The sequence below is a fragment of the Luteimonas salinisoli genome (genome assembly GCF_013425525.1).
In the GTDB taxonomy this organism is placed as follows: Bacteria; Pseudomonadota; Gammaproteobacteria; order Xanthomonadales; family Xanthomonadaceae; genus Luteimonas; species Luteimonas salinisoli.
Genome location: NZ_JACCKA010000046.1, coordinates 1 through 19,089, shown reverse-complemented (window position 1 = coordinate 19,089; position 19,089 = coordinate 1). Strand labels below are relative to the sequence as shown.

The following is a 19,089-nucleotide window of genomic DNA, read 5'->3' as shown; positions in this document are numbered from 1 at the left end:
AAACGGAGGCATCCATGGCCAAGTTCAAGAAAACCGCGAAGAAGACCGGCGCGCGCCGCAGCACCTCGTCGGCCGGCGCGGGAGAGCAGGCCGAACGCCTGTCGCGCAGCCTCAGCGAATCCGCACAGCAGATCTGGCTGGCCGGCGTCGGCGCCTTCGGGCGCGCCCAGGCCGAGGGCACCCGCCTGTTCGAGGCCCTGGTGCGCGAGGGCCAGACCGTCGAGGAACAGGCGCGCAGGTTCGCCGGCGGCCAGGCCGACGTGGTCCGCGACGCGGTCGAATCCCGGGTGGACCAGGCGCGCCATCGCGCCAGCGACACCTGGGACCGCCTGGAGAAGGTGTTCGAGGACCGCGTGCAGCGCGCGCTGCTGCGGCTGGGCGTGCCCAACCGCGAGGACCTCACCGAGCTGACCCGGCGTGTCGACACCCTGACCTCGGAACTGCGCCGGCAGTCGAGCACCCCGGCGGCGCGCAAGGTCGCCGCCAGCCGGCCGGTCGCCAAGAAGGCCACGCGCAAGACGGCCAAGCGCGCCACCGCCGCCCCCCGCGCCCGCAAGCCGGTTGCCGGCTGATCCGCTCTCGCGTCGCCGCCGGGACGGGCGTCTCCGCGCGTCCCGACTCCTCGCCGGTCCGGACCGGCGGGCGTCCGGCGGCGGCGCGCGCGCTTAACCCCGTCGGCGATTCCGACTATCCTTCCTGCCCGTCCGCGCCTGCGCGGACCCCGGAACCAGGACAGGGGTGGAAGGCGTGAGTGCAGGTCTGCAATGGGCGATCGTCGCGGCGGTCGTGGTCCTCCTCGGCGGCGGCGCCACGCTGTACATCCGCCAGGTGCTGCTGCAGCGCGACGAGACCGGATCCGGCATCAGCGCCCTCTCGGGCACCTCCTGGCGCGAGTTCATCCACCTGGTGCTCGAAGCGCTGGCGCGGCGCGGCTTCAATCGGGTGTTCGACCACGAGGTCGCCGCCGGCGACAAGGACTACACCCTGGAGCGCGACGGCCAGCGCTGGCTGCTCTCGTGCAAGCACGGCAGCGCCTTCGTGCTCGGCAACGCCACGGTGAAGGAGCTCGCCAACGACGTGCGGCTGGCGAACGCCAGCGGCGGGTTCCTGTTCACCCAGGGGCGGATCTCGGACGAAGCGCGCAAGACCGCCGCGATGCACAACATCGAGCTGCTCGACGGCGCCACCCTGTGGCCGGAGCTGCGCGACCTGGTCCGGCCGGAGCAACTGGCGGGGATCCGTGCCGCCGCCGCGCAGCGCGCCCGCCAGCGTATCGTGCTGGCGTGGCTGCTGGCGGCGCTGGCCGGCATCGCGCTCTACTTCCTGCTGCCGGCGGCCGGGCCTGCGCCCGCCGACTTCCCGGCCACGACGGCGGCGCCTGCGGCGCCGCGTGCTCCCGGCGCGACCGAAGGCGCCGCCGCCGGTGCCGCAACCGCGCATCCCGGGGAGGCTTCCGCCGATCCGCCGCTTGACGCCCCGGCGATGACGGCGGCGCAGCAGCGCGAAACCGTGGTCGACGCCATCGCCACCCTGCCGATGGTCGACCGCGCCGTGTGGGCGACGCAATCCACCCTGGAGGTCGTGCTCCTGGATACCGAGAGCGACGCGATGGCGGCCATCTGCCCGCTCATCGAACGCCATCCGGACCTGGTGGCCTCGCGCGTGCAGCTCACCCCGCCGGCGGACAGCGAGGTCCCGGTCCGCTTCAGGCAGTGCCGGACGTACTGAGCCGGTCGCCGGCGCGCCCGCAGGCTAGCCGGCAGCACTGTCCGCCCGGCTACCAGTGCACCCCGCGCATCAACGCGGCGAACGCGATCTGCTCCTGGCTCGGCGCCCGCTCCTTCGCCGACGGCTTGTCGCCGCGCGCTGCCGCCGAGTCGGGGAACAGCTCGAAGGCGGTGTTCATGATCACCTCGTAGGCCTTCGGAGCCACGGCGTTGATCAGCGCGGCGAACACGCCAAGCCGCGTGGTGATGCGGCTGGGACGCTCGATGATCGCCCGGACCATCAGCTCGGCCGCGTCCTCCGGGGTCAGGGTGGGCACGCTCTCGTACATCCTCGTCGGCGCGATCATCGGCGTCTTGACCAGCGGCATGTTGACCGTGGTGAAGCTGATGCCCTTGCCGGACAGCTCGCCCTGGGCGCAGCGGCTGAAGGCGTCGAGCGCCGCCTTCGACGCGACGTAGGCCGAGAACCGCGGCGAGTTGGCCAGCACCCCGATCGAGCTGACGTTGATGATGTGGCCCTTCCGGCGCCGGGTCATCGACGGCATGAAGCCCATGATCAGGCGCAGGCTGCCGAAGTAGTTGAGCTGCATGGTGCGCTCGAAGTCGTGGAAGCGGTCGTAGCTGAGCTCGATCGAGCGCCGGATAGAGCGGCCGGCGTTGTTGATCAGGACGTCGACGTGTCCGTGCGCTTCGAGGATCTCGGCGACCAGGCGGTCGCAATCGGCCAGGTCCGCCAGGTCGGCGGTGTAGGCATGCACCTTGCCGCCGGCGGCCTTCATCTCGTCGCGCGCGCGGAACAGCTCCTCCCTGCCGCGGGCGACGATCACCGTCACCGCACCGGCCTCGGCCACGCGCCGCGCGGTCGACAGCCCGATGCCGGAGGAGCCGCCGGTGATCACCACCACCTTGTTGCGCACCTTGCCCCTGAGGGTCCGGTCGACGAACAGGTCGGGATCGAGGTGGCGCTCCCAGTAGTCCCAGAGCCGCCAGGCGTAGTCATCCAGGCGCGGCACGGCGATGCCGCTGCCCTTGAGGGCGCGCTCGGCCTCGCGGCTGTCGAAGCGAGTGGGATAGGTGATGAACTTCAGTACGTCCTTCGGGATGCGGAAGTCGCGCAGCAGCATGCCGAGCATGCGGCGCACCGGCGGCAGGTTGCCGACCGCGGTGCGGATGCTTCCAGGCACGAAGGCGAACATGCGCGCGTCGATGCGCATGGTCATCTCCGGCGCGTGCCCGGCGCGGCAGAAGGTGTTGAGCACCTCGCCCACGCGCATCGGCTCGGGATCGGTGAGATGGAAGGTATGACCGTCCAACCGCGGCCGGTGGGCGATGTGGTCCATGGCGTCGGCCACGAAATCCACCGGCACCAGGTTGATGCGCCCGCCTTCCAGGCCGAGGGTCGGCATCCACGGCGGCAGCGTCTGGCGCAGCTTCTTGATCAGGGTGAAGAAGTAATAGGGGCCGTCGATCTTGTCGATCTCGCCGGTCTGCGAATGCCCCACCACCATCCCGGGACGGTAGATCCGCCACTTCAGCCGGGTCTCCTCGCGCACCAGCCGCTCGGACTCGTGCTTGGTGCGCAGGTAGGGATCGTCCAGTCCCTCCGCCTCGTCGAACATGTCCTCGCGGAAGATGCCCGGGTACAGGCCCGCGGCGGCGATCGAGCTGGCGTGGTGGAAGCAGCCCGCCTCCAGCGCCGCGGCCAGATCGAGCGCATGGCGGGTGCCGTCGACGTTGGCGGCCTGCTGCGCCTCCAGGCCGGCGGTGAGATCGTAGATCGCGGCCAGGTGGAAGAAATGCTTGACCTTCCCCTTCAACGCGCGCACCTGCGCCGCGGCCAGTCCGCATCGCGGCTGGGTCATGTCCCCCTCCACCGGCATCACCCGCTTCGGGTCCCAGCCCATCTTCGCGGCGATCGCGTCGAACTTCGCACGCGAGTCCTTGCGTACCAGCACGTGGATCGTGCCCTTGCGCCGCAGCAGGTTGCCGACCAGGAAACGGCCGATGAAACCGGTCGCGCCGGTGACGAAGTAGCTCATGTCTTCCCTCCCAGGAATCTGCATCCACGCCGGGCCCGAGGCCTCCAGGCCCAGCATAGCCAGCCGCGCCGGGGCTGCCTAGCGAGGCTCGCCCACCGGGCCCCGCGACCACGGCGCACGCGCCCCGCCAGCGACGCGCACCTGCAACGGGCCAGGCCGTTTCGCTGCGCTCGGCTCGGTTGACCGCCCCATGCCCCCGTGCTATCACCTGCGCACCCCGCCAGGAGCAGACGCATGTCGGACCTCAAGCGCGACTTCGAGCAGGCCGCCATCGATGTCAAGGGACTGACCGAGCGCCCCGACAACGACACCCTGCTGCGGCTCTACGCGCTGTACAAGCAGGGGTCCGAAGGCGACGTCAGCGGGCCCAAGCCCGGGTTCTTCGACTTCGTCGGCACCGCCAAGTACGAGGCCTGGGCGAAGCTGCAGGGCACGCCGCAGGACGAGGCCATGCGCCGCTACGTGGAACTGGTGGGCAAGCTGACCGCCTGAGCCCGGCACCGGACCCGCCCATGGCGCGCGATACCCGCCAGCGCATCCTCGACTGCGCGCTCGCGATGTTCAACGCGCAGGGCGAGCCGACGGTGACCACAAACCATATCGCCGATGAGCTGGAGATCAGCCCGGGCAATCTGTACTACCACTTCCGCAACAAGGACGACATCATCGAGCAGCTGTTCGCGCGCTTCGAACAGCGCATGGACGACGCCCTGCCCGGCCCCGAGGACCGCCTGCCCGGGCTGGAGGACATCTGGCTGCAGCTGCACCTGGTGTTCGAGTGCATCTGGGACTACCGCTTCCTGTATCGCGACCTGCTGGAGATCCTCAGCCGCAACCGTCGGCTGCGGTTGCGCTTCGCCCGGATCCTGCGCCGCGCCGACCAGCGCGCGCGCGAGGTGATGCGCGGCCTGGCGCAGGCCGGAGTGATCCGCGGCTCGGCCGCCGAGCTGGATGCGGTGAGCACCAACCTGCTGGTTGTGGCGACGTTCTGGCTGAACTACGCCGCGGTGCGCGGCGAGAAGGACGAGCAGGCGGCGATCCGCGACGGCATCGTCCAGGTGCTGATGTTGATCGCTCCGCTCCTGCGCGACGCCGAGCGCGTCCATCTGGACACCCTGACTCGCGCCTACCGCCGCTGAGCGCGCCGCCGCTGTCATCCAGGCGTCATCGCACCGACACGCGCCGAACATGCCCGCGCGGTGCAATGGCGGTGCCGGATGCGCGCCTGCGCGCGTCGCGCTCGTCGGGTCTCTCTCCTCCCTGTCGATTTTCCCCTCCTTGTGCGGGCCCACGGGCCCGCTTTTTTTGTTTCCACGCCCGCCCGAAACCCCGCCACCGTGCGGCCGCCGCCAGACCGGCCCGTTCCTGTCATCGCGGTGTAACAAAAACATCATTTTATGGCGGCATTCCACAGGCCAGCCGGCCGCTTCCTCCGGAGTCCCGCCATGCAGATCCAGCGCTCATTCGTCGCCCTCGCCCTGTCCGTCTCCCTCGCGCTCGGCCTGGCTGCCTGCAGCGGCGGTGGCGACGGCGCCCCGTCCGTCGGCCCGACGCCGGGGGACGCGACCGGCACCGCGCCCGGTGATCGCATCGACGTGCAGATCACCGGCGCCGGCGCCACCTTCATCTATCCGCTGCTCTCGCGCTGGTCCGACGACTATTCGCGCGCCACCGGCGCCCGCATCAACTACCAGTCGATCGGCTCCGGCGGCGGCATCGCCCAGATCAAGGCCGGCACCGTCGACTTCGGCTCGTCCGACAAGCCGCTCGATCCCCAGGAGCTGTCCGAAGCCGGACTGGCGCAGTTCCCGTCGGCGATCGGCGGCGTCGTGCCGGTGGTCAACCTGGAAGGCATCGAACCAGGCCAGCTGCGCCTGACCGGCGCGCTGATCGCAGACATCTATCTGGGCAAGGTCACCGCGTGGAACGATCCGGCCATCGTCGCGCTCAACCCGGACGCCCGGCTGCCTGCGGGCAAGATCAACGTCGTGCACCGCTCCGACGGCTCGGGCACCACCTTCAACTGGGTCAACTACCTCTCCAAGGTCAGCCCGGAATGGCAGGACGAGGTCGGCGAAGGCACCTCGGTCAGCTGGCCGACCGGCGTCGGCGGCAAGGGCAACGAGGGCGTGGCCGCCTACGTCAAGCAGATCAAGGGATCGATCGGCTACGTCGAGCTGGCCTACGCCACCCAGAACGGCATGTCCTACGCCTCGATGCAGAACGCCGACGGCCAGTGGGTGCGGCCGAGCGCCGCGAGCTTCCAGGCGGCTGCCGCGAGCGCCGACTGGACGAACTCGCAGGACTTCAGCCTGGTCATCACCAACGCGCCCGGGGCGGAGTCGTGGCCGGTCGCCGCCACCAATTTCATCCTGATGTACAAGCAGCCGAAGAATCCGGAGCGTTCGCAGCAGACGCTGGACTTCTTCGCGTGGGCGCTGGAAAACGGCCAAGCGCAGGCCGACGAGCTGCACTTCGTGCCGCTGCCGGCGCCCCTGGTCGAACAGGTCGAGGCCTACTGGGCGGCCGAAATCCAGCGCTGACCGCGACCCGACGGCCCGCGCCGGGGATCGCTCCACGGCGCGGGCACGGCATTCCACCACCCGCCGCCCAGCAGCGAGCCGATGAACGCCACCACGCTCCCGATCGACACGTCCTCGCGCAGCGACGCCGCCGACAGTCGCGCCGACCGCGGCTTCCGCTGGCTGGTCACCGCCGCCGGCGTGTTCGTACTGGTGTCGCTGGGCGCGGCGGCGCTGTCGATGTTGTGGGGCGGGCGCCTGGCGTTCGACAAGTTCGGCATCGCGTTCCTCTGGCGCGACGCGTGGAACCCGGTGCTGCAGGACTTCGGTGCTCTGGTGCCGATCTACGGCACCCTGGTCACGGCGTTGATCGCGATGGTCGTCGCGGTGCCGGTCAGCTTCGGCATCGCCATGTTCCTGACCGAGATCGCGCCGCGCTGGCTGCGCGGCCCGGTGGGCGCGGCGATCGAACTGCTGGCCGGCATCCCTTCGATCATCTACGGCATGTGGGGCCTGTTCGTGCTGGTGCCGTTCCTCGGCCAGCACGTCTATCCATGGGTCGACGCGCACCTGGGCGGGATCCCCGGGGTCGGTGCGCTGTTCTCGGGCCCCCCGCTGGGCCTGGGCATGGGCACCGCCGGCCTGGTGCTGGCGATCATGGTGATCCCGTTCATCTCCTCGGTGATGCGCGAGGTGTTCCTGACCGTGCCCACCCGGCTCAAGGAGTCGGCGTACGCGCTCGGCGCCACCACCACCGAGGTGGTCTGGGACGTGGTGCTGCCCTACACCCGCTCGGCGGTGGTCGGCGGCGTGTTCCTCGGGCTCGGCCGTGCGCTCGGCGAGACCATGGCGGTGACCTTCGTGCTCGGCAACGCCCACCGCCTGACGGTGTCGCTGCTGGAGCCGGGCAATTCGATCGCCGCCACCATCGCCAACGAATTCGCCGAAGCCGACTCGCCGATGTATCTCTCGTCGCTGATCGCGCTCGGCTTCGTGCTGTTCCTGGTCACCTTCGTGGTGCTGGCCATCGCCCGGCTGATGCTGCGCCGGCTCAGCCGCCGGGAGGGCAACCTGTGAGCGCCGCCGTCCTCTACCGCAATCGCCGGATCAAGAACCTGGTCGCGCAGCTTCTGGCCATCCTGGCCACGGCATTCGGCCTGTTCTGGCTGGTGTGGATCATGTGGACCACCCTGAGCAAGGGCATCGCCTCGCTCAACCTCGCCCTGTTCACCGAGATGACCCCGCCGCCCGGTGCCAGCGGCGGCATGCTCAACGCCTTCTTCGGCAGCGCCGTGCTGAGCCTGCTGGGCGTCGCCTTCGGCGCGCCGGTCGGGGTACTGGCCGGCACCTTCCTGGCCGAGTACTCGCAGAAGAGCTGGATCGGCGAGACCGTGCGCTTCGTCAACGACATCCTGCTTTCGGCGCCGTCGATCGTGCTGGGACTGTTCGTCTACACCATGGTAGTGGCGCAGATGGGCCACTTCTCGGCGCTGGCCGGCGGCATCGCCCTGGCTTTCATCGTGCTGCCGGTGGTGGTGCGCACCACCGACGAGATGTTGCGGCTGGTGCCCACGCAGATGCGCGAGGCGGCGCTGTCGCTGGGCGTGCCGCAATGGAAGGTGACCGTGCAGGTGCTGTACCGCGCCTCGCTGCCCGGCATCGTCACCGGCATCCTGCTGGCGCTGGCGCGGATCAGCGGCGAGACCGCGCCGCTGCTGTTCACCGCACTCAACAACCAGTACTGGAGCAGCAACCTGCTGGCGCCGATCGCCAACGTGCCGGTGGTGATCTTCCAGTACGCGATGAGCCCGTACGAGAACTGGCATACGCTGGCCTGGGCCGGCGCCTTCATCCTGACGATGTTCGTGCTGCTGGTGAGCCTGGTGGCCCGCGCGATCGTCATGCGCAACCGCATCGTCCAGGATTGAGACCGTGCCGATGGAAACGATCGCCGATCGCGACACCGATGCCTTCGCACCCGCCGGCCTGCGCCTGACGGGCGCGGCGCAGATCTCCATACCTCCCGTTTCCCGGACACCGGTCATGAACGACGCCCGCCCCCTCCCAGCCAAGCCGCAACGAGCTTTCGCCGCCGCCGCAGCGCCGACGCCGGCCAAACTCTCCGCGCGCGGCCTCGACTTCTACTATGGCGACTTCCATGCCGTGAAGAACATCAACTTCGACATGCCGGAGAAGCGCGTGACCGCGCTGATCGGGCCGTCGGGGTGCGGCAAGTCCACCCTGCTGCGCGTGTTCAACCGGATCTACGCGCTCTACCCGAAGCAGGAGGCGCGCGGCGAGGTACTGCTGGACGGCGAGAACATCCTGGCGCCGAAATACCCGATGAACCGGCTGCGCAGCAAGGTCGGCATGGTGTTCCAGAAGCCGGTGCCGTTCCCGATGACGATCTACGAGAACGTCGCCTACGCCATCCGCCACCACGAGAAACTGTCGAAGGCGCAGATGAACGAGCGCGTGGAGCAGGCGCTGGTGCAGGCCGCGCTGTGGGAGGAGGTCAAGGACAAGCTGGGCCAGAGCGCGCTGGGCCTGTCCGGCGGCCAGCAACAGCGCCTGTGCATCGCCCGGGCGATCGCCCTGCGGCCTGAAGTGCTGCTGCTCGACGAGCCGACCTCGGCGCTCGATCCGATCTCCACCAGCCGCATCGAGCAGCTGATCGAGGAGCTCAAGCGCGACTACACCATCGTCATCGTCACCCACAACATGCAGCAGGCCGCACGGGTCTCGGACTACACCGCCTTCATGTACCTCGGCGACATGATCGAGCACGACACCACCGAAACGATCTTCTCCAACCCGTCGAAGCAGCAGACCGAGGACTACATTACGGGGCGCTTCGGATGAAGCGCCCCGGGAATCGGGAATCGAGAATCGGGAATCGTCAAAGCAGACGCGCTCCCGCTCCCGAGTCCGGTTCCACCGCGGTTGCTCCGCGCTTCTCCATTCCCGATTCCCGATTCCCCATTCCCGGCCCTCAACCATGACCCAACCCCACGACCACATCGTCAAGAGCTACGACGACGAGCGCCAGCGCCTGCTCGGCGAGATCCTGCGCATGGGCGAGATGGCGGCCTCGCAGCTGGAGGCCGCGCTGGACGTGGTCGAGCGCCGCGACGACAAGGCCGCCGGGCGCATCATCGACAACGACGAGGCGATCGACGCGCTGGAGAAGGAGGTCAGCCACGACGTGATGAAACTGGCGCTGCGCGGCCCGATGGCGCGCGACCTGCGCGAGATCCTCGCCGCGCTGCGGGTCTCGGCCGACATCGAGCGCATCGGCGACTACGCCGCCAACGTCGCCAAGCGCTCCACCGCCCTCAACCAGTCGCCGCCGCTGCCGCACACCCGTGGCCTCAACGTGCTCGGCCGGTTGGCAGTGAGCCAGGTCCGCGACGTGCTCGAGGCCTATCGCGGCAACGACGCCGAGGCGGCGCAGCGGGTCCGCGACCGCGACGCCGAACTCGATGCGCTCTACACCGGCCTGTTCCGCGAGTTGCTGACCTACATGATGGAGGATGCGCGCTCGATCACGCCGTGCACGCATCTGCTGTTCATGGCCAAGAACCTGGAACGCGTCGGCGACCACGCCACCAACATCGCCGAAAACATCTGGTTCCTGGTCCACGGCGACGACGCCCTGCCGCCGCGCGAAAAGCGCGACGAGACCAATACCGTCAGCTGACGCTAAACGCCGGCTGAACATGGCCCCGGATCTCGATTCCGGCACAGCCGCAGCCGCATCGATGGGCGCTTCGGGCGCACCGGAAGCCGGATTTCGCGCGTACTCTTGCGCCTGCGGGGTCGCATGCCGCCGTCGTCGGAGCGGCCGCCGCGCCCGCATCGGTGCGGCGGCCGACGCGCGGCGTCATGTTAGTCGCCGATAACGCTCCGTCGCCGCGACGGCGCTAGACTCCCGTCCACCCGCGGGCGACGCCCGCGCTCCCCAGGAGATTGCGATGTCCCGCTCCAACAAGACTCCCAACAAGACTCCCACCGCCGTCGCCATCGGCACCGCGCTCGCCGGCGGCCTGCTGCTGTCCGGCTCCGCTTTCGCCATGACGCCGCTGGCACAGGGTTATCTGCTCGGCGCGCAGGAAGCCGCCACTACCGCCGGCGACAAGGCGCACGAAGGCCGCTGCGGCATGGAGCGCGTCGACAGCGACGGCGACGGCAGGGTCTCGCGCGACGAATTCCAGGCCGCGCATCCGGACAAGGCCGACACGTTCGCCGAGATCGACGCCAACGGCGACGGTTTCATCGACGCCGCCGAGAAGGACGCCCACCATGGCGACAAGGGCGACATGGAAGGCAAGTGCGGCGAAGGCCAGTGCGGCGGCGCCGTCTGACGCACCCGCGCCGCGTCCCCGCAAACCCGGGCGCGCGGCGCATCGGCTGAATCCGATGGCCGCCCCGCTCGCTCCCGCCAGCGCCGGACTCGGCCTGCGGCGCGGCCTGCTGCCCGCGCTGCAGGCCGCCTCGCGCAACGACTTCGATTTCCTCGAGTGCGCGCCGGAGAACTGGATCGGCGTGGGCGGACGCCTGGGCGCCGCATTCGAGGCACTGGCCGCCCGCCATCCTCTGACCTGCCACGGACTGTCGCTGTCGCTGGGCGGGATCGAGCCGCTGGACGAGACCTTCCTGCGGCGCCTGCGCGAGTTCCTCGATCGCCACCGGGTGGCGCTGTACAGCGAGCACCTGAGCTGCTGCGCCGACGACGGCCAGCTCTACGACCTGATGCCGGTGCCGTTCACCGAGGCTTCGGTGAAGAACGCCGCGGCGCGCATCCGCCGGGTGCAGGACGCGCTGGGCCGGCGCATCGCGGTGGAGAACGTCTCCTACTACGCCGCGCCCTACCAGGCGATGGCGGAGGCCGATTTCATCCTCGCCGTGCTCGAGGAGGCCGACTGCGACCTGCTGCTGGACGTCAACAACATTCAAGTCAACGCGGTCAACCATGGCTACGACGCCGCCGAGTTCCTGGCGCGGATGCCGACGGCGCGGATCGCCAGCTACCACGTCGCCGGGCACTACGACGAGGCCGAGGACCTCAAGGTCGACACCCACGGCGCGGCGGTCATTCCCGAGGTCTGGGAGCTGCTGCGCCAGGCCTATCGCCTGCACGGCCTGCGCCCCACGCTGCTCGAGCGCGACTTCAACTTCCCGCCGTTCGCCGAACTGCTGGTGGAACTGCAGCGCATCCGCGACCTGCAGCGCGACGGTGCGGGACAGGCGCGCGCCGCCGGACATGCCTGACCCCTTCGAGACGCTGCGCGCGCAGCAGTTCGCGCTGGCGCGGCACCTGCGCGACCCGGGGCGCCACCCGCCGCCGCCGGACATCGAGGACCGCCGCCTGGCGGTCTATCGCGACCTGTTCCACAACAACATCCGCAGCCTGCTCTCCGGCAATTTCCCGGTGATCCGCCGCACCCTGGGTGAGGACGACTGGCGTGCGCTGGTGCGCGAGTTCTTCGCCAGGCACCGCAGCCGCACACCGCTGTTCACCGAGATCGGACGCGAGTTCGTCCGCTTTCTCGAAGGCCGCGCCGAGCAGGCCGTGGGCGATCCACCGTGGCTGCCTGAGTTGGCGCACTACGAATGGGTGGAACTGGGGCTGCAGATCGCTGCAGACGAGCTGCCGCCGCACGATCCGGTTGCCGCCGACGACGCGCCCGCGGCATTGCTCGATGGCATCCCGGTGGTCTCGCCGCTGGCCTGGGCGCTCGCCTACCGCTGGCCGGTGCACCGGATCGGTCCGCAGTTTCGCCCGCTGCAGCCGCCGGAAGCGCCGACCCTGATGCTGGTGCGCCGCGACGCCGCCGGCGAGGTGCGCTTCTCGGCGCTATCGCCGCTGGTCTACCGGCTGCTGGAAATCCTCGGCGGCAACGAGGCGCACAGCGGCAGCGAATGCCTGGGGCAACTGGCCGCCGAGGCCGGCGCGCCCGACGCCGAACCCTTCCTCTCCGAAGGCGCGGCGATGCTCGAACGCCTGCACGACGAAGGCACCCTCCTCGGCGTCCGCCGGCCTGCCTAGCCCGGACGGCGCTCGACGATGAGACCCTCGCGTCGCAGCTCAGGCCGCGGGCGTCGTGGCAGCTGCTGTGGTCCCGCCGAGACCGAGCCACTTGCGCGCCATGCGCCGTAGCGTCGGATCCAGCGCCGGATCGTCGGCGACCTCGTCCAGCGCGCGCCAGGCCAGCGCGTGCGACTCGTCGCTGACCAGGAACCGCTCGTCGGCGCCGGCGCGGACGACATAGCGGACATCGTAGTGCCAGTGTTCCGGAACGCCGCGGTGCTCCGGGATCCGGTGACGGTCGAGATCGAGGATGCCACCCTCCAGGCGCAGGCCGCGCAGTCCGGTTTCCTCCTCCGCCTCGCGCAGCGCGACCCGCGCCAGGTCGCGGTCGCCGTCGGCATGGCCGCCGGGCTGCAGCCACAGCCCCAGCTTGCGGTGGTGGGTCAGCAGCGTGCGGCGGCCGTCGCCGCTGAGCACGAGCGACGAGGCGGTGAAGTGCCCGTCCAGTCGCGCGCGCACGAAGGGGTCCTGGGGGTCGCCGACCAGGGCGATGAACAGCTCCGCGCACGCCGCCTCGCCTGGCCAGCGCGCGGCATAGTCGGCGAACGACGCCGCCAGGGGCGGCAAAGGGGAAGCAGAAATCATGCTGCGGTGCCGCAATCGCATCCGGGAAGGGCCGCAGTCTAGCGCGCGCCGAACGCCCGCCGCGAGCGCCGCTTGTGATCCCCTGCGCGCTTTGGCAAGGTACGCCAGCCGCATCGACCGGCCATGCCAGACCAGGGGAACCTCCACGTGCGCATCCGCCGCTGCCAGACCGCCCGTCGCCGGGTGCCCCTGACCCGCATTCCCGCGCCCTTCGGGGCCTGCGCATGAGGACAGCAGGGCGCGCCGCCGCGGCGCTCGCGGCCCTGGCCCCCGCGGCTGTATCGGCGGCCCCCGCCACCGGGTCCGGCCTCGACGAAGCCATCAACAACGCCTTCAAGCCGGTCGCCGACGGCGTCTCGTGGCTGGTGTTCCACCCGGTTCCGATCGGCTTCGGCGCCAGCATGCCCTTCGTGGTGCTGTGGCTGCTGATCGCGGCGCTCGCCTTCACCCTGTATTTCCGCTTCGTCAACCTGCGCGGTTTCGCCCAGGGCTTCCGGCTGATCCGCGGCGACTTCTCACGCCGCGACGACCCGGGCGAGGTGACCCATTTCCAGGCGCTGGCCACCGCGCTGTCGGGCACCGTCGGTCTGGGCAACATCGCGGGCGTGGCCATCGCGATCGGCATCGGCGGGCCGGGCGCGACGTTCTGGATGATCGTGGCCGGCCTGCTCGGCATGAGCTCCAAGTTCGCCGAGTGCACCCTGGGCGTGAAGTACCGCCGCATCAACGCCGACGGCACTGTCTCGGGCGGGCCGATGTACTACCTCAGCCGCGGCATCGCCGAACAGCGCCCGTCGCTGGCCGGGCTCGGCAAGGTGCTGGCGGTGGTCTTCGCGATCTGCTGCATCGGCGGCTCGCTCGGCGCCGGCAACATGTTCCAGTCCAACCAGAGCTTCCAGCTGATGCTGCAGGTCAGCGGCGGCGCCGACAGCTGGCTGGCCGGCAAAGGCTGGCTGTTCGGCGTGGTGATGGCGATCCTGGTGGCGGTGGTGATCATCGGCGGGCTGAAGTCGATCGCGCGCGTGACCGGCAAGCTGGTGCCGATAATGGCGTTGCTGTACTTCACCTGCGGCCTGTACATCATCGTTGCCGATATCGGCAACATCGGCCCGGCGTTCCGCGCGATCTTCGATGGCGCGTTCACCCCGGAAGCCGGCTACGGCGGCTTCATCGGCGTGCTGATCCAGGGCTTCCGCCGCGCCGCGTTCTCCAATGAGGCGGGCGTCGGTTCGGCCGCGATCGCGCATTCGGCCTCGCGCACCAACGAGCCCGCCTCCGAAGGGCTGGTGGCGCTGTGGGAACCGTTCATCGACACGGTGGTGATCTGCACCATGACCGCGCTGGTGATCGTGATCACCGGCATGTACCAGGTCGACGGCGTCGGCGACGGCGTGCAATTGACCTCGATGGCCTACGCCTCGGTGCTGTCGTGGTTCCCGTACCTGCTGGTGGTGTCGGTACTGCTGTTCGCCTTCTCCACCATGCTGGCCTGGTCGTACTACGGCGAGAAGGCGGCCTGCTACCTGTTCGGCGAGTCCCGCCCCGTGGCGCTGGCCTACAAGCTGCTGTTCTGCGTGTTCGTCGTGATCGGCGCCTCCGCCAACCTCGGCGTGGTGATGGACTTTTCCGACGCAATGATCCTGGTGATGTCGGTGCCCAACTTGATCGGCGTCTACCTGCTGGCGCCGGTGGTGCGGCGCGAGGTGGAGCACTACCTGGCGCGCGTGCGCAGCGGCGAGATCCGCAACTACCGGCGCGCGCCGGCCGCTGCCTGAGCGCGCCTCGATGACGAAGACCGGGCCGCGCGACCCCACCCTGCCGCAGGCGCTGTTGCCGCTGCTGTTCCTGGTCGCCGCGCTGGCCACCGCGGTGTACCTGTACGCCGACGATGCGTCCTACGGCGCCAACCAGATCGCGCTGCTGCTGGCCGCCGGCATCGCCGCCCTGGTCGGCATCCGCAACGGCCAGCGCTGGCAGGAGATCCAGGACGCCCTGGTGCACGGCATCTCGGTGGCTGTGGTACCGATCTTCATCCTGCTGGCCGTGGGCGCGCTGATCGGCACCTGGATCCTCAGCGGAACTGTGCCGACGCTGATCGTGTACGGCATGCAGCTGCTGCATCCGGCCTACTTCTACCCCGCCGCCTGCCTGATCTGCGCCATCGTCGCGATCGCGATCGGCAGTTCGTGGACCGTGGCCGGCACTCTCGGCGTCGCCCTGATCGGCGTCGCCCAGGGGCTGGACATGTCGCTGCCGATCACCGCCGGCGCGATCATCTCCGGCGCCTACTTCGGCGACAAGATGTCGCCGCTGTCGGACACCACCAACATCGCCCCGGCCGCGGCCGGCAGCGAGCTGTTCGCCCACATCCGCCACATGATCTGGACCACCGGCCCCAGCATCGCCATCGCCCTGGTGCTGTTCTCGCTGATCGGCCTGGGCGGCAGCGGCGGCACCGGCGACGGCGCCGCCTTCGGCGACCTGCCGCAGGTGCTCGGCGCCCGGTTCGATCTCGGCTGGCACCTGCTGATCCCGATGGCGGCGGTGTTCGCGCTGGCGGTGATGAGGTTTCCGGCCTACCCCACCATTCTGATCGGGGCCCTGCTCGGCGCCGTGTTCGCGGTCGTGTTCCAGCCGGACCTGGTGGTCGCGCTGGCCGGCAACGCCGACCTGTCGCGGCCGATGGCCCTGCTCTCGGGAGCGTGGACGGCGCTGTTCGGCGGCTACCAGGCGGAGACCGGCAACGCCGCGGTCGACGAACTGCTCAGCCGCGGCGGCATGATCAGCATGCTCAACACCGTATGGCTGATCATTTGCGCGATGGGCTTCGGCGCGGTGATGGAAAAGACCGGGCTGCTGGAGCGGATGATCCGCAGCGTGCTCAAGGCCGCCAGATCGACCGGCTCGCTGATCGCCGCCACCCTGGCCACGGCGATGGGCGCCAACGCGGTGGCCGCCGACCAGTACATGGCGATCGTGCTCACCGGCCGCCTGTTCCAGCCCGAATACCGCCGCCGCGGCCTGGCGCCGGTGAACCTGTCGCGCGCCCTAGAGGACGCCGGCACCATCACCTCGCCGCTGGTGCCCTGGAACACCTGCGGCGCGTACATGGCCGCCACCCTGGGCGTGGCCACGTTCGACTACCTGCCGTATGCGTTCTTCAACCTGGCCAGTCCACTGGTGGCGCTGGTGCTGGCGTATGCGGGCTTCAAGATCCTGAGACTGCCGGCGCAGGCCGACGCCACACCCGACCCGGCACCCGCCCAGGCCGCGCCCGCGCGCGACTGACCGATCCCCGATCCACGCAAGCACTTCCGGATTCCCTATGGACAAGACCTCGATCCACGGCATGTGGTCCTCGCGCCTGATGTTCATCCTCGCCGCGACCGGCTCGGCGGTGGGCCTGGGCAACATCTGGCGCTTCCCCTACATGACCTCCGACAACGGCGGCGGCGCCTTCGTGCTGGTCTATCTGGGCTGCATCCTGCTGGTGGGACTGCCGATCCTGATGGCCGAGATCCTGATCGGCCGCCACGGCCGGGTCAGCCCGATCAATACCCTGCGCGGCCTGGCGCGCGACAGCGGCACGAGCCGCGGCTGGGTGGCCATCGGCTGGGTCGGCATCGTCGCCGGCATCCTGATCCTGAGCTTCTACAGCGTGGTCGCGGGCTGGACGCTGCACTACACCTTTCTCTACCTGAAGCAGCTGGTCGGCGGCGCCGCCATCACCGACCCCGGCGCCACCTTCTCCGCGCTGCTGTCCGACCCGCTCGAGCTGACTTTCTGGCACGCGCTGTTCATGCTGCTCACCGTGGCGGTGGTGGCGCTGGGCGTGGAGAAGGGCCTGGAGCGCGCGGTCCGATTCCTGATGCCGGCATTGTTCGTGCTGCTGCTGATGCTGGTGGTCTACGGCATGACCACGGGCTTCATGGGCCAGGCGGCGGCATTCCTGTTCCGCCCGGACTGGTCGGTGATCACCGGCGGCACCTTCCTCAGCGCGATGGGCCAGGCGTTCTTCACCCTCAGCCTGGGCATGTGCACGATGATGACCTATGGCGCGTACCTGCCGCGCGAGGGCGTGTCGATCGGACGGGTGGGCATCGCGGTCGCGCTGACCGACACCTCGGTGGCGCTGCTGGCGGGGCTGGCGATCTTCCCGGTGGTGCTGTCGTTCGGGCTCGACCCGGCGGGGGGCGGCCCGGGGCTGATCTTCACCTCGCTGCCGCTCGCGTTCGAGTCCATGCCGTTCGGAATCGTCTACGGGCTGCTCTTCTTCGGCCTGCTCTCGGTCGCGGCCTGGACCTCGTCGATCTCGCTGCTGGAGCCGGCCACGGCGTTCCTGGTCGAGAAGTTCGGCATCGGCCACCGCAAGCGCGCCGCGCTGACCATCGCCGGCCTGTCCTGGCTGCTCGGCCTGCTCTCGGTGCTGTCGCTGAACCTGTGGTCGGGCGTGCGGATCCTGAACCGCGACATCATGTCCTTCATCGAGTTCATCGCCAACGACCTGATGCTGCCGCTGGGCGGCCTGTTGATTGCGCTGTTCGCCGGCTGGGCGCTCAACCGCACCATCCTGCGCGAGCAGTTGTCCGACATGCCCGAAGCCCTGTTCACGGCATGGCGCTGGCTGATGCGCGTGGTCGCGCCCGCTCTGGTGCTGATCGTGCTGGTGCGGGCGGTGGTTTGAAGGCCGTGATTGGTGATTGGTGATTGGTGATTCGCAAGAACGTGGACCCGATGGACCTCGTTCCGGGGCATGCTGAATCCATCTCGCTTTTCGCAAGCCAGTTCGATTCCGGCTTGCGCCAGGATCGCGAGCGCCCGCCTTCGCCCTTGCGAATCACGAATCACCAATCACCGCTTTCAAGCTAGACTTCTCCCCATGAGCGCCCAGCCCTACGATTCCCACCGCCTCTGCGAGCTGGCCGGGGAACTCATCGTCAACGTGCGCGAACTCGCCGCGCGCGGCTGGACCCCCGCCACCAGCAGCAACTTCTCGCAGCGCATCGACGAGCGCCACGCCGCGATCACGGTGTCGGGACGCGACAAGGGGCGCCTGCGCGAAGCGGACATCATGGTCGTCGACCTCGACGGCGCGGCCGTGGGCAGCGACCACCGCCCGTCGGCCGAGACCCTGCTGCACACGCAGCTGTACCGGCGCTCCGCGGACATCGGCTGCATCCTGCACACGCACTCGCAGCACCAGACCGTCGCCTCGCGGTTGTTCGCCGGCGCCGGCCACGTGCGCCTGGAGGGCTACGAGCTGCTCAAGGCCTTCGCCGGCAACACCACCCACGAGGCCGCGGTCAACGTGCCGGTGCTGCCCAACAGCCAGCACATGCCGACCCTGGCGGCGCAGGTCGATGCGCTGCTCGACCGGGGCCCGCTCTGGGGCTATCTGATCGACGGCCACGGCCTGTACGCATGGGGCCGCGACATGGCCGAGGCGCGCCGCCACCTGGAAGCGTTCGACTTCCTGCTCGGTTGCGAGCTGGAGCTGGCCAGGCTGACGGGGTCGCGCTAGCGGCCGGACCGCGCTTGCGGTTGGTCGGCAAGCCGCGCCACGCGAAGACCCCCGACGCGGCTCCCACCCCGCGAGATCGACCCTGGCTGCGCTTCGCTTCGCAGGTCGAACAAAGCTGGACCAGACCCGCGACGCGGGCACCGAAGCCCCCGTAGAGCCGAGCTTGCTCGGCTGCGCAGGCTCCGGAGCCGAGAGCAGCGGAGCAAGCTCCGCTCTACCAAAGCTGGAGCAGGCCGGCGACGCGGGCATCGAAGCCCCCGTAGAGCCGAGCTTGCTCGGCTGCACAGGCTCCGGAGCCGGTAGATCCGAGCTTGCTCGGCTGCGCAGGCTCCGGAGCCGAGAGCAGCGGAGCAAGCTCCGCTCTACCAAAGCTGGACCAGGCCGGCGACGCGGGCATCGAAGCCCCCCGTAGAGCCGAGCTTGCTCGGCTGCACAGGCTCCGGAGCCATGGCCGACTCGCCGCCGCAGACCCGTGACACTGTGCGGGCCGGCCCGGGCGCCGCACCGGTCATTCGCTTTCGGATGCTCGGTAGCCACTCCCTCCGAAGCCGACCAACGTCTCAGCGGGAGTCGCGCCGGGGGTGTTGCGGAGAGCTGCACAGGG

Annotated in this window: 18 protein-coding genes; 16 read left to right on the top strand and 2 right to left on the bottom strand. The window is 69.7% G+C overall.

Going from position 1 to position 19,089, the window contains the following annotated elements; all coding sequences use genetic code 11:
• Window positions 1-14: 14 nt before the first annotated feature.
• Window positions 15-572 carry a phasin family protein gene (locus H0E84_RS06495; protein ID WP_180677827.1) on the top strand — a complete coding sequence of 186 codons (558 nt, stop codon included), beginning with the start codon at window positions 15-17 and terminating at the stop codon, window positions 570-572.
• 175 nt (window positions 573-747) lie between these two features.
• Window positions 748-1,728 (top strand): restriction endonuclease, encoded by a 981-nt coding sequence (locus H0E84_RS06490; protein WP_180677826.1) that lies wholly within the window; start codon window positions 748-750, stop codon window positions 1,726-1,728.
• Window positions 1,729-1,777: 49 nt separating this feature from the next.
• Here the strand turns inward: H0E84_RS06490 and H0E84_RS06485 are convergent, their stop codons facing one another.
• Window positions 1,778-3,766 (bottom strand): SDR family oxidoreductase, encoded by a 1,989-nt coding sequence (locus H0E84_RS06485; RefSeq protein WP_180677825.1) that lies wholly within the window; start codon window positions 3,764-3,766, stop codon window positions 1,778-1,780.
• A 234-nt stretch (window positions 3,767-4,000) separates the two neighbouring features.
• On the opposite strand from H0E84_RS06485, the gene H0E84_RS06480 reads away from it, so the two are divergent.
• From H0E84_RS06480 to H0E84_RS06435, 10 genes are all read left to right on the top strand, one after another.
• Window positions 4,001-4,258: an acyl-CoA-binding protein gene (locus tag H0E84_RS06480; protein WP_180677824.1), complete on the top strand. Its 258-nt coding sequence runs from the start codon at window positions 4,001-4,003 to the stop codon at window positions 4,256-4,258.
• Window positions 4,259-4,278: 20 nt separating this feature from the next.
• Window positions 4,279-4,905 (top strand): TetR/AcrR family transcriptional regulator, encoded by a 627-nt coding sequence (locus H0E84_RS06475; protein WP_180677823.1) that lies wholly within the window; start codon window positions 4,279-4,281, stop codon window positions 4,903-4,905.
• A gap of 306 nt (window positions 4,906-5,211) precedes the next feature.
• Window positions 5,212-6,309, top strand: a complete 1,098-nt coding sequence (pstS, locus tag H0E84_RS06470) for a phosphate ABC transporter substrate-binding protein PstS (protein ID WP_180677822.1) — start codon at window positions 5,212-5,214, stop codon at window positions 6,307-6,309.
• Between the two features lie 81 nt (window positions 6,310-6,390).
• Complete coding sequence (gene pstC / locus H0E84_RS06465; protein ID WP_180677821.1) at window positions 6,391-7,365, top strand: phosphate ABC transporter permease subunit PstC; 975 nt, start codon at window positions 6,391-6,393, stop codon at window positions 7,363-7,365.
• The gene (gene pstA / locus H0E84_RS06460) at window positions 7,362-8,216 is read left to right on the top strand and encodes a phosphate ABC transporter permease PstA (protein ID WP_180677820.1); all 855 of its coding nucleotides are present in this window, start codon (window positions 7,362-7,364) and stop codon (window positions 8,214-8,216) included. The genes pstC and pstA overlap by 4 nt, the downstream gene beginning before the upstream one ends.
• 115 nt (window positions 8,217-8,331) lie before the next feature.
• Window positions 8,332-9,150 carry a phosphate ABC transporter ATP-binding protein PstB gene (gene pstB, locus H0E84_RS06455; RefSeq protein ID WP_180677846.1) on the top strand — a complete coding sequence of 273 codons (819 nt, stop codon included), beginning with the start codon at window positions 8,332-8,334 and terminating at the stop codon, window positions 9,148-9,150.
• 136 nt (window positions 9,151-9,286) lie between these two features.
• Window positions 9,287-9,988 (top strand): phosphate signaling complex protein PhoU, encoded by a 702-nt coding sequence (gene phoU / locus H0E84_RS06450; protein ID WP_180677819.1) that lies wholly within the window; start codon window positions 9,287-9,289, stop codon window positions 9,986-9,988.
• 274 nt (window positions 9,989-10,262) lie between these two features.
• The gene (locus H0E84_RS06445; RefSeq protein WP_180677818.1) at window positions 10,263-10,652 is read left to right on the top strand and encodes an EF-hand domain-containing protein; all 390 of its coding nucleotides are present in this window, start codon (window positions 10,263-10,265) and stop codon (window positions 10,650-10,652) included.
• A gap of 55 nt (window positions 10,653-10,707) precedes the next feature.
• On the top strand, window positions 10,708-11,559 hold the full coding sequence (locus H0E84_RS06440) for an HvfB family MNIO-type RiPP peptide maturase (protein WP_257644103.1): 852 nt from the start codon (window positions 10,708-10,710) through the stop codon (window positions 11,557-11,559).
• Window positions 11,552-12,337, top strand: coding sequence for an HvfC family RiPP maturation protein (locus H0E84_RS06435; RefSeq protein WP_180677816.1), 786 nt, complete (start codon window positions 11,552-11,554; stop codon window positions 12,335-12,337). Before H0E84_RS06440 ends, H0E84_RS06435 begins: the two co-directional genes overlap by 8 nt.
• Window positions 12,338-12,376: 39 nt before the next feature.
• On the opposite strand, the gene H0E84_RS06430 is transcribed toward H0E84_RS06435, so the two are convergent.
• Window positions 12,377-12,964 (bottom strand): NUDIX hydrolase, encoded by a 588-nt coding sequence (locus tag H0E84_RS06430; protein ID WP_180677815.1) that lies wholly within the window; start codon window positions 12,962-12,964, stop codon window positions 12,377-12,379.
• Between the two features lie 224 nt (window positions 12,965-13,188).
• Here H0E84_RS06430 and H0E84_RS06425 point away from each other — a divergent pair, with 224 nt between their 5' ends.
• From H0E84_RS06425 to H0E84_RS06410, 4 genes are all read left to right on the top strand, one after another.
• Window positions 13,189-14,739 carry an alanine/glycine:cation symporter family protein gene (locus tag H0E84_RS06425; RefSeq protein ID WP_180677814.1) on the top strand — a complete coding sequence of 517 codons (1,551 nt, stop codon included), beginning with the start codon at window positions 13,189-13,191 and terminating at the stop codon, window positions 14,737-14,739.
• 10 nt (window positions 14,740-14,749) lie between these two features.
• Window positions 14,750-16,252 carry a Na+/H+ antiporter NhaC gene (gene nhaC, locus H0E84_RS06420; RefSeq protein ID WP_180677813.1) on the top strand — a complete coding sequence of 501 codons (1,503 nt, stop codon included), beginning with the start codon at window positions 14,750-14,752 and terminating at the stop codon, window positions 16,250-16,252.
• A 37-nt stretch (window positions 16,253-16,289) separates the two neighbouring features.
• A complete protein-coding gene (locus H0E84_RS06415; RefSeq protein WP_180677812.1) occupies window positions 16,290-17,648 on the top strand; it encodes a sodium-dependent transporter in 1,359 nt (452 codons plus the stop codon).
• Window positions 17,649-17,843: 195 nt separating this feature from the next.
• Window positions 17,844-18,485 (top strand): methylthioribulose 1-phosphate dehydratase, encoded by a 642-nt coding sequence (locus H0E84_RS06410; protein WP_180677811.1) that lies wholly within the window; start codon window positions 17,844-17,846, stop codon window positions 18,483-18,485.
• Window positions 18,486-19,089 lie beyond the last annotated feature (604 nt).

Coding starts and splice junctions, on each gene's coding strand:
- H0E84_RS06440 (WP_257644103.1), top strand. CDS start 10,708: ATGGCCGCCCCGCTCGCTCCCGCCAGCGCCGGACTCGGCCTGCGGCGC.
- H0E84_RS06430 (WP_180677815.1), bottom strand. CDS start 12,964: ATGATTTCTGCTTCCCCTTTGCCGCCCCTGGCGGCGTCGTTCGCCGAC.
- H0E84_RS06480 (WP_180677824.1), top strand. CDS start 4,001: ATGTCGGACCTCAAGCGCGACTTCGAGCAGGCCGCCATCGATGTCAAG.
- pstB (WP_180677846.1), top strand. CDS start 8,332: ATGAACGACGCCCGCCCCCTCCCAGCCAAGCCGCAACGAGCTTTCGCC.
- H0E84_RS06415 (WP_180677812.1), top strand. CDS start 16,290: ATGGACAAGACCTCGATCCACGGCATGTGGTCCTCGCGCCTGATGTTC.
- pstS (WP_180677822.1), top strand. CDS start 5,212: ATGCAGATCCAGCGCTCATTCGTCGCCCTCGCCCTGTCCGTCTCCCTC.
- phoU (WP_180677819.1), top strand. CDS start 9,287: ATGACCCAACCCCACGACCACATCGTCAAGAGCTACGACGACGAGCGC.
- H0E84_RS06410 (WP_180677811.1), top strand. CDS start 17,844: ATGAGCGCCCAGCCCTACGATTCCCACCGCCTCTGCGAGCTGGCCGGG.
- H0E84_RS06435 (WP_180677816.1), top strand. CDS start 11,552: ATGCCTGACCCCTTCGAGACGCTGCGCGCGCAGCAGTTCGCGCTGGCG.
- H0E84_RS06445 (WP_180677818.1), top strand. CDS start 10,263: ATGTCCCGCTCCAACAAGACTCCCAACAAGACTCCCACCGCCGTCGCC.
- H0E84_RS06475 (WP_180677823.1), top strand. CDS start 4,279: ATGGCGCGCGATACCCGCCAGCGCATCCTCGACTGCGCGCTCGCGATG.
- H0E84_RS06425 (WP_180677814.1), top strand. CDS start 13,189: ATGAGGACAGCAGGGCGCGCCGCCGCGGCGCTCGCGGCCCTGGCCCCC.
- pstC (WP_180677821.1), top strand. CDS start 6,391: ATGAACGCCACCACGCTCCCGATCGACACGTCCTCGCGCAGCGACGCC.
- H0E84_RS06495 (WP_180677827.1), top strand. CDS start 15: ATGGCCAAGTTCAAGAAAACCGCGAAGAAGACCGGCGCGCGCCGCAGC.
- nhaC (WP_180677813.1), top strand. CDS start 14,750: ATGACGAAGACCGGGCCGCGCGACCCCACCCTGCCGCAGGCGCTGTTG.
- H0E84_RS06485 (WP_180677825.1), bottom strand. CDS start 3,766: ATGAGCTACTTCGTCACCGGCGCGACCGGTTTCATCGGCCGTTTCCTG.